The sequence below is a fragment of the Xanthomonas sp. NCPPB 3583 genome (assembly GCF_041475715.2).
Classification (GTDB): Bacteria; Pseudomonadota; Gammaproteobacteria; order Xanthomonadales; family Xanthomonadaceae; genus Xanthomonas; species Xanthomonas euvesicatoria.
On sequence record NZ_CM191263.1, the window covers coordinates 3356341 to 3373034 of the forward strand.

The 16694-nt window shown below is 66.2% G+C and carries 19 protein-coding genes; 16 read left to right on the forward strand and 3 right to left on the reverse strand.

The window, feature by feature from the left end:
• The first annotated feature begins 2 nt into the window (after positions 1–2).
• On the forward strand, positions 3–686 hold the full coding sequence (locus tag ACCQ07_RS14685) for a DUF3108 domain-containing protein (protein ID WP_008572650.1): 684 nt from the start codon (positions 3–5) through the stop codon (positions 684–686).
• Positions 687–1249: 563 nt separating this feature from the next.
• On the opposite strand, the gene ACCQ07_RS14690 is transcribed toward ACCQ07_RS14685, so the two are convergent.
• The 3 genes from ACCQ07_RS14690 to ACCQ07_RS14700 all read right to left on the reverse strand — a co-directional run bounded on the left by ACCQ07_RS14690 (position 1250) and on the right by ACCQ07_RS14700 (position 3313).
• A complete protein-coding gene (locus tag ACCQ07_RS14690; protein ID WP_029819916.1) occupies positions 1250–1573 on the reverse strand; it encodes a hypothetical protein in 324 nt (107 codons plus the stop codon).
• Complete coding sequence (murA, locus tag ACCQ07_RS14695; RefSeq protein ID WP_014090694.1) at positions 1570–2844, reverse strand: UDP-N-acetylglucosamine 1-carboxyvinyltransferase; 1275 nt, start codon at positions 2842–2844, stop codon at positions 1570–1572. The genes ACCQ07_RS14690 and murA overlap by 4 nt, the downstream gene beginning before the upstream one ends.
• A 241-nt stretch (positions 2845–3085) precedes the next feature.
• Positions 3086–3313, reverse strand: coding sequence for a BolA family protein (locus tag ACCQ07_RS14700; protein ID WP_014090695.1), 228 nt, complete (start codon positions 3311–3313; stop codon positions 3086–3088).
• A 53-nt stretch (positions 3314–3366) separates the two neighbouring features.
• On the opposite strand from ACCQ07_RS14700, the gene ACCQ07_RS14705 reads away from it, so the two are divergent.
• From ACCQ07_RS14705 to ACCQ07_RS14775, 15 genes are all read left to right on the forward strand, one after another.
• Positions 3367–4368 (forward strand): KpsF/GutQ family sugar-phosphate isomerase, encoded by a 1002-nt coding sequence (locus ACCQ07_RS14705; protein WP_008572656.1) that lies wholly within the window; start codon positions 3367–3369, stop codon positions 4366–4368.
• A gap of 48 nt (positions 4369–4416) precedes the next feature.
• The gene (locus ACCQ07_RS14710) at positions 4417–4965 is read left to right on the forward strand and encodes a KdsC family phosphatase (protein WP_008572659.1); all 549 of its coding nucleotides are present in this window, start codon (positions 4417–4419) and stop codon (positions 4963–4965) included.
• Positions 4962–5537, forward strand: a complete 576-nt coding sequence (gene lptC / locus ACCQ07_RS14715; RefSeq protein WP_008572662.1) for an LPS export ABC transporter periplasmic protein LptC — start codon at positions 4962–4964, stop codon at positions 5535–5537. The genes ACCQ07_RS14710 and lptC overlap by 4 nt, the downstream gene beginning before the upstream one ends.
• Positions 5515–6075, forward strand: a complete 561-nt coding sequence (gene lptA / locus ACCQ07_RS14720; RefSeq protein ID WP_011348149.1) for a lipopolysaccharide transport periplasmic protein LptA — start codon at positions 5515–5517, stop codon at positions 6073–6075. Before lptC ends, lptA begins: the two co-directional genes overlap by 23 nt.
• Positions 6075–6794: an LPS export ABC transporter ATP-binding protein gene (gene lptB, locus ACCQ07_RS14725; protein ID WP_008572666.1), complete on the forward strand. Its 720-nt coding sequence runs from the start codon at positions 6075–6077 to the stop codon at positions 6792–6794. Before lptA ends, lptB begins: the two co-directional genes overlap by 1 nt.
• Positions 6795–6834: 40 nt before the next feature.
• A complete protein-coding gene (locus tag ACCQ07_RS14730) occupies positions 6835–8274 on the forward strand; it encodes an RNA polymerase factor sigma-54 (RefSeq protein WP_042773930.1) in 1440 nt (479 codons plus the stop codon).
• An 87-nt stretch (positions 8275–8361) separates the two neighbouring features.
• Entirely contained in the window at positions 8362–8679 is a 318-nt protein-coding gene (gene hpf / locus ACCQ07_RS14735) for a ribosome hibernation-promoting factor, HPF/YfiA family (RefSeq protein WP_005913379.1), read from the forward strand.
• Between the two features lie 21 nt (positions 8680–8700).
• Positions 8701–9159, forward strand: a complete 459-nt coding sequence (locus ACCQ07_RS14740) for a PTS sugar transporter subunit IIA (protein ID WP_122272508.1) — start codon at positions 8701–8703, stop codon at positions 9157–9159.
• Positions 9156–10106, forward strand: coding sequence for an HPr(Ser) kinase/phosphatase (gene hprK, locus ACCQ07_RS14745; RefSeq protein WP_003487845.1), 951 nt, complete (start codon positions 9156–9158; stop codon positions 10104–10106). Before ACCQ07_RS14740 ends, hprK begins: the two co-directional genes overlap by 4 nt.
• Entirely contained in the window at positions 10103–10975 is an 873-nt protein-coding gene (gene rapZ / locus ACCQ07_RS14750) for an RNase adapter RapZ (protein WP_008572674.1), read from the forward strand. The genes hprK and rapZ overlap by 4 nt, the downstream gene beginning before the upstream one ends.
• Positions 10976–11491: 516 nt before the next feature.
• The gene (locus ACCQ07_RS14755) at positions 11492–11884 is read left to right on the forward strand and encodes a PTS sugar transporter subunit IIA (RefSeq protein ID WP_003487850.1); all 393 of its coding nucleotides are present in this window, start codon (positions 11492–11494) and stop codon (positions 11882–11884) included.
• Positions 11877–12146: an HPr family phosphocarrier protein gene (locus ACCQ07_RS14760; RefSeq protein WP_005913389.1), complete on the forward strand. Its 270-nt coding sequence runs from the start codon at positions 11877–11879 to the stop codon at positions 12144–12146. Before ACCQ07_RS14755 ends, ACCQ07_RS14760 begins: the two co-directional genes overlap by 8 nt.
• A gap of 58 nt (positions 12147–12204) precedes the next feature.
• A complete protein-coding gene (gene ptsP / locus ACCQ07_RS14765) occupies positions 12205–13935 on the forward strand; it encodes a phosphoenolpyruvate--protein phosphotransferase (protein ID WP_372363415.1) in 1731 nt (576 codons plus the stop codon).
• A gap of 406 nt (positions 13936–14341) precedes the next feature.
• Entirely contained in the window at positions 14342–15703 is a 1362-nt protein-coding gene (mgtE, locus tag ACCQ07_RS14770) for a magnesium transporter (RefSeq protein WP_003487859.1), read from the forward strand.
• 201 nt (positions 15704–15904) lie between these two features.
• On the forward strand, positions 15905–16642 hold the full coding sequence (locus ACCQ07_RS14775) for a carboxylesterase family protein (RefSeq protein WP_008571972.1): 738 nt from the start codon (positions 15905–15907) through the stop codon (positions 16640–16642).
• The last annotated feature ends 52 nt before the right edge of the window (positions 16643–16694 follow it).

Below are 16694 nucleotides of genomic sequence, written 5' to 3' on the forward strand. Positions count from 1 at the left end.
CGATGAAAACCCTCCCCCGTCCCAGCGCCATCGTTGCCGCCGCCGCATTGGCCTTGGCCAGTCTGCCTGCCTTGGCCATGCAGCCATTCCAGGCCGACTACTCGGCCAACTACATGGGCATGCAAGCCAATGGCACCATGACCCTGGCCGCTGCCGGCGCCAACCAGTGGCGCTATACGCTGACCATCCAGAACCAGCTGGCCAACCTGACCCAGAGCACGGTGTTCGAAGAAGCAAATGGCCAACTGCGCCCGGTCAGCAGCAACGACACCTCATCGATGATGGTCAAGCGCCGTAATGTCACCGCCAACTACGACTGGAAGACCAGTCAGGCGACCTGGGGCGGCGACATCAAGCCGGACCGCCGCGGGCCGGTGAAACTGCAGCCCGGCGACATGGACGCGCTGCTGATCAACCTGGCCATCACCCGCGATCTGGCCGCCGGCAAACCACTGAACTACCGCATGGTGGACGAAGGCCGCATCAAGCCGATGAGCTATAAGGTGGTCGGCAAGGAAACCATCACCGTCAACGGCAAGCAGGAGCAGGCCACCAAGGTCTCGCGCGTGGACGGCGACAAGGAATTGATTGCGTGGGTGGTCAAGGACCTGCCGGTACCGGCGCGCCTGCTGCAGAAGGAAAAGGGCCAGGATGCGCTGGACCTGACCATCAAGTCGCTGCGCTGAGCGTTTGTGCCTGATCGAGCGTGCCCAGGAATGCGCTGCGGTGCGCTACTGGGAGCCACTATTGAGCCGGCAACCCGCCAATAGCCATTCTGAAGCGTGGTGAACCGAGTGCGCGGTGCCCTCACCGCTCGCGGGACACGCCGTGAATCCGTCCGTGGAGGCTCGGTGGCGGCATCCATGCCGCCACACGGTCCCGCAAGCGGCGAGGACACCGCACCAGGCAGTTCGCGGGCTGCTCTGTTGAAAGCGAGAGCAGCAACGGCCGGTTGAAGGCACGGTGAGGACACCGCCTCAAACCTCTTGCGTGCGCCTCGATTGAAGAACCAAGACGCCACGCCAGCGCGCTGAGTGTTGTTTGGTTGAGACTGTGCACCCCGACCATCGTGACTGGTCCTTGCCCGCCTACCGTCGCGGGACCTTATGCGGCATGGATGCCGCATAAGAGCCTACACGGACGTACTTGCGGCGTGTCCCGCGATGGTGGGCGGGCGAGGACCCTGCAGCCAAGCCTCAGCTCAGCCGCTCTTCATGCACCGATCGGAGCCAGGCCGAGCTGCGACCTCTCAGGGCTTGGCCGCGGCCTTGTCATCGCCGCTGGAGAACACCGTGCGGCAGTCCACGCGGATCTGCTCGCCGGTGCTACGCCAGTAGAACAGGTCGCAATGGCGCTTGCCTTCAACGGTCTTCTTCACCGCCACTGCATAGAACGATTGTGCGATCTCTTCGCGGCTGGCAGTGCCGTCGTTGTTCCAGTCCATGTCCTTGAACTCCACGCCCTGGGTGATGGCCATGCCCACGCTCCAGGCATAGGCCAGCCACGCCAGGATCAGCACGATCACGCCGAGCAGGATCTTGCGCCGGGTGGTGAAACGGCCGCGCAGGATCATGCGGTGCGCTGGATGGTCGCGCCCAGCGCCCCCAGCTTCTCCTCGATGTTTTCGTAGCCACGGTCCAGGTGGTAGATGCGATCGATGGTGGTGTCGCCATCGGCGACCAGGCCTGCCAGGATCAAGGATGCCGATGCGCGCAGGTCGGTCGCCATCACTGGCGCGCCGCTCAGGCGTTCGGCACCGCGCACGATGGCGGTGTGGCCTTCGACCTGGATATCCGCGCCCAGGCGCAGCAGCTCGTTGACGTGCATGAAGCGGTTTTCGAAGATGGTTTCGTTGATCACGCCCACCCCGTCGGCCACGCAGTTGAGCGCCATGAATTGCGCCTGCATGTCGGTGGGAAACGCAGGGTACGGCGCGGTGGTCAGGCTGACTGCGCGCGGACGCTTGCCGTGCATGTCCAGCGTGATGCTGTCGGCGGTGGTGGTGATGGTGGCGCCGGCCTCGGTCAGCTTGTCCAGCACTGCATCCAGCGTTTCCGGGCGCGCGCGGCGGACGGTGACGCTGCCGCCGGTCATCGCCGCGGCGACCAGGAAGGTGCCGGTTTCGATGCGGTCCGGCAGCACCGCATGGTGCCCGCCGCCCAGCCGCTCGACGCCCTGCACCACGATGCGCGGCGTGCCGGCGCCTTCAATCTGCGCACCGAGTGCGATCAGACAGTCGGCCAGGTCGGTGACTTCCGGCTCCATCGCCGCGTTTTCCAGCACCGTGGTGCCTTCGGCGAGCACCGCGGCCATCAGCACGTTCTCGGTGCCGGTGACGCTGACCATGTCGAACACATAGCGCGCGCCCTTCAGGCGCCCGTGGCTGGTGGCCTTGATGTAGCCATTTTCCACGCTGATGTCGGCACCCAGTGCCTGCAGGCCCTTGATGTGCTGGTCCACCGGGCGCGAACCGATCGCGCAACCGCCGGGCAGCGACACTTCGGCAGTGCCGTAGCGCGCCAGCAGTGGGCCCAACACCAGGATCGAGGCACGCATGGTCTTGACCAGCTCATACGGCGCAACCTGATGGGTGACCGAGCGCGGGTCGACCAGGATCGAACGGCCCTTGGCCAGCGTGCCTTCGTCGATGGTGACCTCCGCGCCCAGCTCGCTGAGCAGCTTCACCGTGGTGATCACGTCGTGCAGGTGCGGCACGTTGCTGATTTCCACCGGCGCATCGGCCAGCAGGGTCGCGCACAGGATCGGCAGCACTGCATTCTTGGCGCCGGAAATATTGACTTCGCCATGCAGCGCTTGGCCGCCGGTCACTACGATTTTTGCCATGGGAATCTGAGAAATCCGAAAGTAGAAGGGATGTCGGGAATGAAATAAGGCGCGTATCGATCGTGGTGCACACGGCGCGCGGTGGAACCGAGGGATCGAGCCGCGCCGGATGGGGACCGGGACGCGCTGGACGCAATCATTGCGTGGGCGTGGACGACGCCGGCCCAGGCGATGCAGGGGCATCCTGCTTCCCGACCCCGTGCTGCGCACCGCTCCGGCCCAGCCCGCTCGGCGGCTGCGTTCAGCCTTCTTCGGGCGTCAGCGTCTTCAGCTGCAGCGCGTGGATCGCCCCGCCCATCAGCTCGCCCAGGGTCGCATAGACCATGCGGTGCCGCGCCAGTGGTGGCTTGCCGACGAATGCAGGGCTGACCACGGTGGCCTCGAAGTGCACGCCGTCGTCGCCGTGCACGTCGACGCGGGCTTCGGGCAAGCCGGATTCGATGAGTTTACGGATGGTTTCGGCGTCCAAAGGGCGTTTCCTCATAAAATGAGCGCACATTCTACTCTTCACCCGAGTCCTGCATGGCTGTCTCGCCCCTGCCCTCCGCCACCGTCAGCGACGCCAGCCTGGTCGCCAGCGGCCAGCGCGTGCTGCAGATCGAGCGCGAGGCGCTGGCCAGCGTGGGCGCACGCATCGGCAGCGAGTTCGCCGCGGCCTGCCGGCTGGTGCTGGCCTCGCGCGGACGGGTGGTCGCCACCGGAATGGGCAAGTCCGGCCATGTGGCGCGCAAGATCGCCGCCACCCTCGCCTCGACCGGCACGCCGGCATTCTTCGTGCACCCGGGCGAAGCCGGACACGGCGACCTGGGCATGATCACCGAGGCCGACATCGTGCTGGCGCTGTCGTACTCCGGCGAATCAGACGAAGTGCGCATGCTGCTGCCGGTGCTCAAGCGCCAGGGCAACCCGATCATCGCCATGACCGGCCGCACCGGTTCCACCCTGGCCCAGGCCGCCGACGTGCATCTGGACGTCAGCGTGTCGGCCGAAGCCTGCCCGCTGCATCTGGCCCCCACCTCCAGCACCACCGCCTCGTTGGCGATGGGCGATGCGCTGGCAGTCGCGCTGCTGGATGCGCGCGGCTTCACCGCCGACGACTTCGCGCGCTCGCATCCTGCCGGCAGCCTGGGACGGCGCCTGCTGCTGCACATCACCGATGTGATGCACGCCGGCGAGGACCTGCCGCGTGTGCGCGAAGACGCCAGCCTGAGCGAGGCGTTGATGGAAATGAGCCGCAAGCGGCTGGGCATGACTGCCGTGGTGGACGCCGACGACCGTCTGATCGGCCTGTTCACCGACGGCGACCTGCGCCGCGCGCTGGACAGCGACATCGACGTGCGCAGCGCCGGCATCGCGCAGGTGATGACGCGCAACCCGCGCACCATCGGCGCCGACCAGCTGGCCGCCGAGGCCGCGCGGCTGATGGAGGACTACAAGATCAACGGCCTGATCGTGGTCGATGCGCAGCACCGCGCGGTGGGCGCATTGAACATTCACGACCTGTTGCGCGCCAAGGTGGTTTAACAGGTTCAGTTTTCAACCGCCGGACCCCGTTCTCACCGATTCGTGCCGATGCCCTATTCCCCTTTGCAGCACCTTCCCGCCGAGCTGATCGAGCGCGCCGCGCGCGTCCGCCTGGCCTGTTTCGACGTCGACGGCACCCTGACCGACGGTCGCCTGTACTACGACCATGCCGGCAACGAGAGCAAAGCCTTCAACGTGCTCGACGGCCAGGGTCTGAAGCAGCTCGACCACGCCGGCATCCAGGTCGCGCTGATCACCGCGCGCGCCAGCCTGTCGGCGGAAAAGCGCGGCCAGGATCTGGGCCTGCATGTGCAGATTGGGGTGAAGAACAAGCGCCTGGCAGTGCTGGCGCTGTGCCAGGAGCACGGCCTGTCGCTGGACCAGGTGCTGTTCATGGGCGATGACCTGCCCGACCTGCCCGCCCTGCTCGCGGTCGGCCTGCCGGTGGCGCCGGCCAACGCGCATCCATGGATTGCCGAGCGCGTGCAGTGGCAGACCCGCGCCCGTGGCGGCGAAGGCGCCGCGCGCGAAGTCTGCGATGTGGTGCTGGCCGCACAAGGCCAGGTCGAACGCATCATCGAAGGGTTTTCGGCATGAATTGGAACTGGCGCACCACCCTGGGCGTGGTGCTGTTCGTCGCAGCCGTGATTTCCGGCTGGTCGGCCTGGAAACAGCGCGCGCGCCCAGCCGCCGCGGCCGTGCAGGAGTCCGGCGCCGACTACATCCTGCGCGACTTCGAGCTGATTGCCCTGGACAAGCAGAGCGGCAAGGAGTCGATGACGCTGCGCGCGCCGGAGATGCATCGCAACCGGGCCGACCAGACCGCTGACATCACCACGCCGGTGTTCCTGATGCCCGACAACGCCAATCTGCCGTGGACCCTACGCGCCAAGACCGGCTGGGTCAATCCGGACGGCACCCAGCTGCGCCTGCGCGGCGATGTCGAGGGCGACAGCCCGACTGGCGGCGCCACGCCGCCCACCACGTTCCGCACCCAAAGCCTGGACGTGTTCCCGCAACAGAATATTGCCAAGACCGACGCGCCAGTGACCATGACCCGCCCGGGTATCATGCAGAGCGGCGTCGGCTTCGAAGCCGACCTCAAATCACGCCAGTACAAGCTCCTCTCTCAGGTCAAGACCCGCTATGAACCGAATGCTGCCCGCTAAACTGGCGTTTGCCGCACTGCTGCTGCCTGCGTTGGCAATGGCCAAGACCAGCGATCGCAACCAGCCGATGGCGATCGACTCCAATGCCAACGATTGCAACATGCTCGACGACAGCGGCAAGTGCCGTTTCAGCGGCAATGTGGTGATCACGCAGGGTACGCTGGAAATCCACGCCGACACCGCCGATATCTTCCAGAAGAACGGCCAGACCGATCGCGTGGTGCTCAACGGCAAGCAGGCCACGCTCAAGCAGGAGATGGACGACGGCGCCATGATGCACGGCCAGGCCGATAACATCGAATACAAGGTCGCCGATGAGATCATCATCCTGACCGGCAATTACAAGGTGGATTCGCCCAAGGGCACCAACGCCGGCCAGCGCATGGTCTACAACACCAAGACCGGCAACATGCAGAGCGGCGGCGATGGCAGCCGCGTGCGCACCATCATCCAGCCGAAGAACCCGGCGCCTGCTGCGGCAACGCCCGCTCCGACACCGGCCGCCAAGCCCGCTGCCAAGCCGCAGGGGAAGAAGTAATGCTGGTCGCCACCGGTCTGCGCAAGAAGTACAAGCAACGCGAAGTGGTCAAGGAGTTCGGCCTCACGCTGGAGGCCGGCGAGGTGGTGGGCCTGCTCGGCCCCAACGGCGCCGGCAAGACCACCTGCTTCTACATGATCGTGGGCCTGGTCGAAGCCGATGCCGGCCGTATCGAATTGGATGGCCGCGACCTCACTGCCGAGCCGATGTACGCACGCGCCAAGCTGGGCGTCGGCTACCTGCCGCAGGAGCCCTCGATCTTCCGCAAGCTTACCGTGGCCGACAACATCCGCCTGGTGCTGGAGCTGCGCGAGGAACTGGACAACGCCGGCCGTGAGAAGGAACTGGTCTCGCTGCTGGAAGAACTGCAGATCACCCATGTGGCCGATCAGCTCGGCGCCAGCCTCTCCGGCGGCGAGCGGCGCCGTTGCGAGATCGCACGCGCGCTGGCGGCCAAGCCGCGCATGATGCTGCTGGACGAACCCTTCGCCGGCGTGGACCCGATTTCGGTCGGCGAGATCCAGCGCATCATCATCCACCTCAAGGAGCGCGGCATCGGTGTGCTGATCACCGACCACAACGTGCGCGAAACCTTGGGAATCTGCGACCGCGCGTATATCCTCGCCGAGGGAGGCGTGCTGGCGCAGGGGGCACCAGACACGTTGCTAGCCAATCCCGACGTCCGTCGCGTGTATCTGGGGGAAACTTTCCGCCTTTGAGCGCGTCGCCGCGCCAACGCTTTTTCCAGTCAGTGCCCGCATGAAAGCCCGGCTCCAGACATCGCTAGGACAGCAGTTGGTCATGACGCCGCAATTGCGTCAGGCGATCAAGCTATTGCAGATGTCCACCACCGAGCTGGAAGTGGAAATCGCCGAGGCAGTGGAAACCAATCCGCTGCTGGAATGGGCCGACGAAGCTGCGCATGCGGCCAACGACATCGCGGTGGACTCCTCGCCGTCCGCGTCCACCGAACAGCCCCAGCGCGAAGAAGTCGCGCCTGCCGAGCGCGACGAGGATTGGTCGCAGGACGAACTGCAGTGGACCGGCTCGGGCAGCGGCGGCAGCTTCGACGACGACGAGTCCGGCGACGCGGCAGAGCGCGTGGCCGAATCCGAAACACTGGCCGACCACCTCTTGTGGCAGCTGCATCTATCACCGCTGTCGCCGCGCGACCGCCAGATCGGCGCGATGCTGATCGACGCGCTCGACGAAGACGGCTACCTGCGCGAACCGCTGTCGGCCATTCTCGAGACCCTGTCGCTGGGCGCCGCGGTCGACGAGGCCGACGTGCTCACCGTCCTGCATCAGATCCAGCGCTTCGACCCGGTGGGCGTGGGCGCGCGCACGCTGGGCGAATGCCTGGCGCTGCAGCTGGGGGTGCTCGATGCGGACACCCCCGGCCGCGAGCTGGCGCTGCAGATCGTTGCCGGCCCGCTGGAACGGCTGCCGCGCAGCGGTGTGGCCGGGCTGGCGCACGAGCTCAAGCGTTCCACTGCCGACGTGGAACAGGCGGTGCAGCTGGTGCGTTCGCTGGACCCGCGCCCGGGCAAACAGATCGGCGACCTGTCGCAGGACACCTATGTCGTGCCGGACTGCGTGATCTGGCGCCAGCGCGGGGTCTGGCGGGCCGCACTGGCCGGCCGCGCGCAGCCCAAGGTCACCATCCACCGCGGCTACGAAAACCTGATCCGCAGCTGCGGCGAATCCGATGCCGGCTATCTGCGTGGCCAGTTGCAGGAGGCGCGCTGGCTGCTCAAGAGCCTGGAGGCGCGCGGCGAGACCCTGTTGCGGGTGGTGCGCTGCCTGCTGGAACACCAGGCCGGGTTCCTGGAGTTCGGTGCGCAGGCCTTGCGCCCGTTGACGCTGCGCGAGATCGCGGGCGAGCTCGGGCTGCACGAATCCACCATTTCCCGCGCGATCGCCCGCAAATACGTGCGCACCCCGCGCGGCACCATCGCGCTGCGTTCGTTCTTCGCCTCCGGCATCGACACCGACAGCGGCGGCGAGGCCTCCAGCACCGCCATCCAGGCCATGATCCGGCGCCTGATCGATGCGGAAAACCCGCGCAAACCGCTCTCCGACGCCAAGCTGGCCGATCTGCTGAAAACATCCGGCGTACCAGTGGCGCGGCGCACCGTTGCGAAGTATCGTGAGGCCATGAACATTTCCGCCTCCCACGAACGCGTGCGCATCGCCTGACGTTGCAACCACCGCAACGCCGGCATGCGCCGGGCTTGTCGGATCACCGGAACGGTTCATTGGCCCACCGACCAATGGAGGTATCCGATGCGTATCGAGACGTATGGCCACCAGCTTGAAGTGACCCCCGCCCTGAGGGAGTACGTGGCAAGCAAGCTGCAGCGACTGCAGCGCCATTTCGACCAGCACTGCGAAGTCCGAACGCAGCTGGCCGTCCGCAAGCCGGACCACCACGTGGTCGCCACCGTCAACCTGCCCGGTCGCACCCTGCACGCAGATGCCAGCGGCTCCACCATGTATGCGGCCATCGACCTGCTGGTCGACAAGCTCGACCGCCTGGTCCTCAAGCACAAAGAGAAGAAATGTAACCACCACGCCCGCGAGGTGCGCGACAATCCCGCATGACGCTTCCCGCTTGATGCCCTCATGCCCTTAACCGATCTGATGGCGGCCGTGCGCACCGTGGTGTCGCCGGCCGCCGATCGCGACACCGTCCTGCATGCCGCCGCCGACCTGCTCTCCTGTCGTCAGGCCGGCGCCGACGAGCTCTACGCCAACCTGTGCGAGCGCGAGGCCCTGGGCAGTACCGCCATTGGCCATGGCATCGCCATTCCGCATGGGCGCTGCCCCAACCTCACCGAGCCACGCGGGGCCTTGCTGCGGCTGGACACGCCGGTGTCCTTCGGTGGTGACGAGCCGGTGGACCTGGTCTTCGCCATGGCCGTGCCGGCGCACTACACCCACCAGCACCTGATGCTGCTGTCCGAGCTGGCCGAACGGTTTTCCGATGCCGACTTCCGTCGGAACTTGCGCGCCGCACCCAACGCCGATGCCCTGATGGCGCTGCTCGCCGACATGCCGCCCGCGCAGGCGAGCGCGGCATGAATACCAGCATCACCGCACGCGAACTGTTCGACCAGCAGCGCGACAAGCTGGCCCTGCGCTGGGTCGCCGGCCCCAAGGGCGAGCACCGCGAGATCCAGGCCGGCAGCAACAACGCACGGCGCCCGTCGCTGGCTGGGTACCTCAATGTGATCTATCCCAACAAGGTGCAGATCCTGGGCACCGAGGAACTGGCCTGGCTGGACTCGCTGGATGCGCGGCAGCGCTGGGAAACCATCGAAAAGATCATCCAGGTGCAACCGCTGGCGCTGGCGATCAGCAAGAACCAGTCATGCCCGGAAGATCTGCGTGCGGCGGCGGACGAATCCAATACGCCGCTGTGGATCTCGTCCAAGCGCGGCCACGAGCTGCTCAACCATCTCTCCTACCATCTGGCACGCACGCTGGCGCCGCGGGTCACGTTGCATGGCGTGTTCATGGAGATCTACTCGATCGGCGTGCTGATCACCGGCGAAGCCGGCTCGGGCAAGAGCGAACTGGCGCTGGAACTGCTCAGCCGCGGCCACCGGCTGGTGGCCGACGATGCGCCCGAGTTCACCCAGATCGCGCCCGATGTGCTCGACGGCACCTGCCCCGAACTGCTCCAGGATTTGCTGGAAGTACGCGGCCTGGGCGTCTTGAACGTGCGCGACATGTTCGGCGACACCGCGGTGAAGAAAAACAAGTACCTGCGCCTGATCGTGCACCTGACCCGGCCGATGACCGAGCCCACGCCGTCCGGCTACGAGCGTCTGACCGGCGATTCGGGCAGCCGCCATGTGCTGGACCTGGACGTGCCGCTGATCACCCTGCCGGTGATGCCCGGCCGCAATCTGGCCGTGCTGACCGAAGCAGCGACCCGGCTGCACATCCTGCGCACCAAAGGCATCGACCCGGCAGCGATGTTCATCGCTCGCCACAGCAACCTGCTGGAGCGACGTACGCCATGAGTGTTGCGCCCTCCACGCTGATGATCGTGAGCGGGCTGTCCGGCTCGGGCAAATCGGTCGCGCTGAAGACCTTCGAAGACCTGGATTACTACTGCTCGGACAATCTGCCGGTCGAGCTGCTGCCGGACTTCGTCAAAAGCCGTCTGCGTGGCAACCCGATCGGCGACCAGCGCCTGGCGGTGGGCATCGATGTGCGCAGCCGCAGCGACCTGACCCAGCTGGCGCAGTGGCGCCAGGCCGCGCAGGAATACGGCATCGAAGCGCGATTGCTGTTCTTCGAGGCCAGCGACGAGGCGTTGATCAAGCGGTATGCCGATACCCGCCGCCGCCACCCGCTCAGCCATCTCGGCCTGGCATTGCCGGAAGCGATCACCCGCGAGCGCCAGTTGACCGAACCGTTGCGTACGCAGGCCGATGCCGTCATCGACACCAGTACGCTCAACGTGCATCAATTGCGCCGCCGCGTGGTCACCGAGTTCGCGCTTGGTTCCCATGACCGGCTGTCGCTGCTGTTCGAATCGTTTGCCTACAAGCGCGGCGTGCCGGCCGAAGCCGACTTCGTGTTCGACGCGCGCGTGCTGCCCAATCCGCATTGGGATCCGGAGCTGCGCCCACTCACCGGCCGCGATGCCGGCGTGCGCGACTACCTGGACAACGAGGCGGACGTGCAGCGCTACAGCGCGCAGATCGTGGACCTGCTCGACACCTGGCTGCCGCGACTGCGCAACGACACCCGCAGCTACGTGACCATCGCCTTCGGTTGCACGGGCGGCAAACACCGCTCGGTCTACATGGCCGAGCGCATGGCCCGCCATGCGCGCGAACAAGGCTGGCCGGAAGTGGCGACGTTTCATCGCGAGCAGGACTGAGGGGCTGGGATTCGGGATTCGGGATTCGTTGCAGCGGCATCCGCGAGGTGAGCGTGCTGTACCTACGTTGAGGGCGACACGCTCGCTGGCCTTATTCTTAGGTTGGAGTGCTTGCGCGGTGGCTGGCGTGGGCGGACGCTACGCAGGCCGACGACGCTGTCGCTGATGCGACTGGCTCGCCGACGTCCCGAAAATCGCGTGGCGTTCTCCTTCGACGCGCCATGCAACGCTGCACCATCAACACGCTGGCGCCGTCACCACCAATGCGTCGGTGATATTCCGCCGCGCATGGCGACATGCCCCCGCGCGCTGCAGGGAAACGGCAGCGCCCGCTTGCCATGCAGGCCGCACTGCTGACGCTGCGCAAGCCACGGATCGCGCCACGTCGGCAGCGCGCGATGGCGACCCATGCTGCCGCCGCGTCGCCGCAGCGGTCCTAAACGGCTATTCAGTTCGCAACGCATCTGTGCAGGCAGACGCTATCGCGCAGTCATGCCGACCTGTTAACGTTTCGGCATGGCCTGTGGCATTCTCCTCATTACTCATCCCGGCATCGGCGCAGCGTTGTTGAACGTGGCGACGGGGCTGTTGCGGCAATTGCCGTTGAAGACCGAAGCATTCGACGTGCCGTTCGATGCAGACCTGGACGCGTTGCTGCCCCAGGCGTCGTCGGCGATGCGCCGGGTCGACAGCGGCGACGGCGTGCTGGTCATGACCGACCTGTACGGCGCCAGCCCCAGCAATCTGGCCAACCGTCTGGCCAAGCTGGGCACCCCGGTTCGCCGGGTGTCCGCACTGAGCCTGCCGATGCTGCTGCGCGTGATGAACTACCCCGAACAAGGATTGCAGGAGCTGCCCGCCACTGCGGCGGCCGGTACCCGCAACGGAGCGATCATCGACGATGCTTGAACGCGAACTCATAGTTTCCAACCGACTCGGACTGCATGCGCGGGCCACCGCCAAGCTGGTGCAGACGCTGTCGTCGTATCGCAGCAACGCCACCTTGGCGGCCAAGGGGCGCGAGGTGAATGCCAAGAGCATCATGGGCGTGATGCTGCTGGCCGCAGGCCAGGGCACCAGCGTGGTGGTGCGGCTGGATGGCGAAGACGAAGCCGAGGCCTTGCAGGCGCTGGTGGACCTGTTCGAGCGTCGTTTCGACGAGGACAGCTGAGCATGTGCGGCGTCGGTGCCGTTGCGACCGACACGGCGCCGCTGCGCCAGGGCCGCGCATGAGCCTGCGCCTGCGCGGACATGGCGCTGCACGCGGCAACGCGCTTGGCCGCGCACGCGTGCGCCAGAGCCATACCCTGGAAGTGGCCGAACAACGCGTGCCCGCCAATCAGGTGGAAACGCAGCTGCAGCGCCTGCATGCCGCCATCGCGTCGGCACGGGTCGAGATGCAGCAGCTGCGCGACCGCCTGCACGGCGCACTGGCGCGCGAAGTCGGCGAATTTCTCGAGCTGCATGCATTGCTGCTCGATGACCCCGAGCTGCTGCAAGGCCTGGATGAACTGATCCGCACCCACCGTTACAGCGCCGACTATGCCTTGCGCGTACAGCGCGACCGCCTGGCGGCGGTGTTCGACGGGATGGAGGATGCGTATCTCAAGAGCCGCATGGACGATCTGGATCACGTGATCGGCCGCATCCATGCGTTCTTGCACAAGCGCGCTCCCGACCTCAAGGGTGTGGCCGGCGAAATCCTGGTGTGCGACAACGTGGCACCTTCCGAGCTGGCGCAGCTGCAGGCGCAAGGCGTGGTCGGCATCGTCACCACCGCCGGCAGCACGCTGTCGCACAGCGCGATCCTGGCGCGCAGCCTGCACCTGCCGTTGGTGGTGGGCGTCAGCGACGCGCTGCAGCGCATCGAAGATGGCGATGTGCTGATTGTCGATGCCGGCTCGGGCCAGGTCATCGTCGACCCCAAGCCCGAACATCTGCGCGACTATCGCGAGCGCCTGCGTGCGCTTGCCAAGGAACAGCGCGAGCTGGGCCGGCTACGCTCCAAGCCCACGCGTACGCGCGACAACGTCGATATCACTCTGCTGGCCAACGCCGAATCGCTGGAAGACGTGGCCAACGCGCATGCGCTCGGGGCCAGCGGCCTGGGCTTGTACCGCACCGAATTCCTGTTCCTGCAGCGCAACGAACTGCCGGACGAAGACGAACAGTTCCACACCTACCGCGACACCGTGCTGGGCATGAGCGGCCGCCCGGTCACCATCCGCACCCTGGATCTTGGCGCCGACAAGGCCGACCGCACCGGCCTGACACTCAGCGATGAGGACAACCCGGCGCTGGGTCTGCGGGGCGTGCGCCTGTCGCTGGCGCGGCCGGCGGTGGCGCAGGCGCAATTGCGCGCGATCCTGCGTGCGTCCGGCTACGGGCCGGTGCGCATCCTGGTGCCGATGGTCAGCGGCCGCGAAGAAATCCTGCAGCTGCGCAAGCAGTTGAAGAAGCTCACCGCACAGCTGCGCGCCGAAGGCCACGAGATCGCCGAGCACATCCCGCTGGGTGCGATGATCGAAGTGCCGGCTGCGGCATTGGCGCTGGACTGCTTCATCGACGATATCGATTTCCTGTCCATCGGCACCAACGACCTGGTGCAATACCTGCTGGCGGTGGATCGCAACAACGAGGCGTTGGGCGAGCTGTACTCGCCCCTGCATCCGGCCGTCCTCCGGCTGATCGCGCAGGTCATCGCCACCGGGCGCACCTACGGCAAGCCGGTCGCGGTGTGCGGTGAAATCGCCGGCGATCCGCGTTTCGTACCGATGCTGCTGGCGCTGGGGCTCACCGAGTTCAGCCTGCATCCGGCCACATTGCTGGAAGTGCGCCGCGCGGTGCGCGACACCCATCTGGGCGAGTTGCGCGTGCACGGCGAAAAATTGCTGCGCGCCCGCGATCGCAAGGGCATCGAAAAATGGCTGACTGGCCATGCGCAGGGGCTGCTGCGGTAATTGCGGCACGCAGCGCCCGGCCGCGCGGCCGATGCTTGAAGACCTGGGTTTCCTTCAGCACGGCGTTCGATAGCTCGCAGTCCTGAGGCAGGCCCAGACGATGGCGCGAATCGGCATGCACCGCTTGGGCAGTGCGATTGCTGCGCGCACCAGTCACGCCCGCTCGCACCGCGTTGATCGCCTCCTTGTCGAAAAGCGCCGAAGATGCCGCCTGCATCGTCAATCGCATCCCGCTCCATGCACCTTGAGCAGCTCGCGCGGCTTGGCTGCGTCCACGGCGCACGCCCTGCGCAAGCGCGCCGCAGCGGCCCTGTATGTTTCGTCACCATGCGCAAGCGATAATGCCTTGCTGACCCAGCACCGCGTCCTTTACTGATGGCGCGTCCACTCTTCCGGGAAGCCGCGCATGGCCGAAGCCGTTCGCCACGACAAAACCGCGCGCCAGCTACGCCTGCTGTCCGACGCGCTGGATAGCGGACGCCTGGGGCCGGTACGCCGGTTGGTCAATACGCTGGCGCCGGCGGAAATCGGCAACCTGCTCGAATCGCTGCCACCGGGCAAGCGCGAAGTGGTGTGGGGGCTGGTCGATCCGGAAGACGATGGCGAGGTGCTGCTGCATGTCGGCGACGAAGTGCGCGAAAGCCTGCTGGCCGACATGGACCCGGACGAGATCGTGGCGGCGGTCGAAGACCTGGACATCGACGATCTGGCCAACCTGGTCGAAGACCTGCCCGACACCGTCATCGATGAAGTGCTCAAGTCGATGGACCGCGAAAACCGCGAGCGGCTCGAGCAGGTGCTGTCGTATCCGGAAGACACCGCCGGGCGTCTGATGAACCCGGACGTGGTCACCGTGCGCGCCGACGTCAATGTGGACGTGGTGCTGCGCTATCTGCGCCTGCGCGGCGAACTGCCCGACCACACCGATCATCTGTACGTGGTGAGCCGGCGCCACCAATACCTGGGCCGCGTGCCGCTGGCGGCGCTGGTCACCCACGAAGACAGCACGCCGGTCAACCGGCTGATCGACGACGAGCAACCGGCCATCGATGTCGGCGACGGTTCGGACGAAGTGGCGCGGCGCTTCTCCGACCACGACTGGATCTCCGCGCCGGTGGTGGACGACAACAACATCCTGCTGGGCCGCATCACCATCGACGACGTGGTCGACATCATCCGCGAGCAGGCCGAGCACCAGGCCATGAGCGCGGCCGGTCTGGACGAAGACGAAGACATGTTCAGCCCGGCACGGCGCGCATTCCGGCGCCGCCTGATCTGGCTGAGCATCAATCTGTGCACCGCGTTTCTGGCGTCCAGCGTAGTCAGCAGGTTCGAGGGCACCATCGAGAAACTGGTGGCGCTTGCGGCGCTGATGCCGATCGTTGCCGGCATGGGCGGCAATGCCGGCACCCAGGTGCTGGCCCTGATGGTGCGCGGCCTGGCGCTGGGCCAGATCGGCTCGTCCAACGTGATGACCTTGCTCAAGAAAGAGCTCACCGTCGCGCTGATCAACGGGCTGTGCCTGGGCATCGGGCTTGGCTTGATCGTGCTGGCCTGGTTCCGGCAACCGATGCTATCGCTGGTGATCGGCACCGCATTGACGGTGAACATGCTCACTGCCGCCTTCGGCGGAGTGCTGGTGCCGGTGACGCTGAAACGGTTGGGCTTCGATCCGGCGTTGGCCGGTGGCGTGATCCTGACCACCTTGACCGACGTGATGGGCTTTTTGAGCTTCCTGGGCCTGGCCACGTTGATCCTGCTGCCCTGACCTGCGGTGTCTGGCCTGGAGCGTGTCATGCATGCGATGACGACAAGCAGATGAATATTCGACAGGAATCGCCTCGCCTCGACACGCCAGCGCACCGGCATGCGGTAATACTGCACCCATGTGATCGGTCGGGAGAGCTGCGTGATTCGTCGTTGTCTTGTTGTCATTGCCTTTGCGCTACTGCTGGCCGGCTGCACCAGCATGGCTGAGCGCCACCACGACGAACGCCGCGGCCACTTCGTCACCCGCACGCTGAAACTGGAAGGGCGCCTGTACCGCTATCAAGTGTTCGTGCCCGCGTCCAAGGTGCCGCAGCCGCGGCCCATCGTGCTGTTCCTGCATGGCTCGGGCGAGCGCGGCGATAACGGGCGCGATCAGGCCGAAGTCGGCCTGGGCCCTTACTTGAGCGAACACACTGCCGATTTCCCCGCGCTTGTCGTATTGCCGCAAGTGCCCAATGACGAAGAGTGGATGGGCGTCAATGCGCGCATGGCAATCGCGGCGCTGGATGCAGCCAGCGCCGAGTTCGCTGCCGACCCGCAGCGCACCTACCTCACCGGCATTTCGATGGGCGGCTATGGCGCCTGGGAAATCGGGCTGATGCAGCCGCAACGGTTTGCGGCGATCGTGCCGATCTGCGGCGCGCTCAAGGCACCGCGCGATGAGCGCCGCACCTTGTACGTGAGCCTGGTGGCGAAGGAAGCGGACCCGTACACCGCGGCAGTGACGCAACTCAAGCACGTGCCGATCTGGATGTTCCATGGCGCCAAGGACGATTCGGTGCCGCCGCACGACGACCGCGCGCTGTACCGCGCCGCCAAGGGCGTCGGGGCCAATGTGCGCTACAGCGAATATCCGCAAGGCAACCACAATGCCTGGGACGCAACCTATGCGGACCCGGCGATGTGGGAATGGATGTTCAAGCAGCGCCTGCGCTGATGTTGTGCAGCGCCACGCCGGCCCTGCGCCCGCGTGGCGGCATGACATGGCC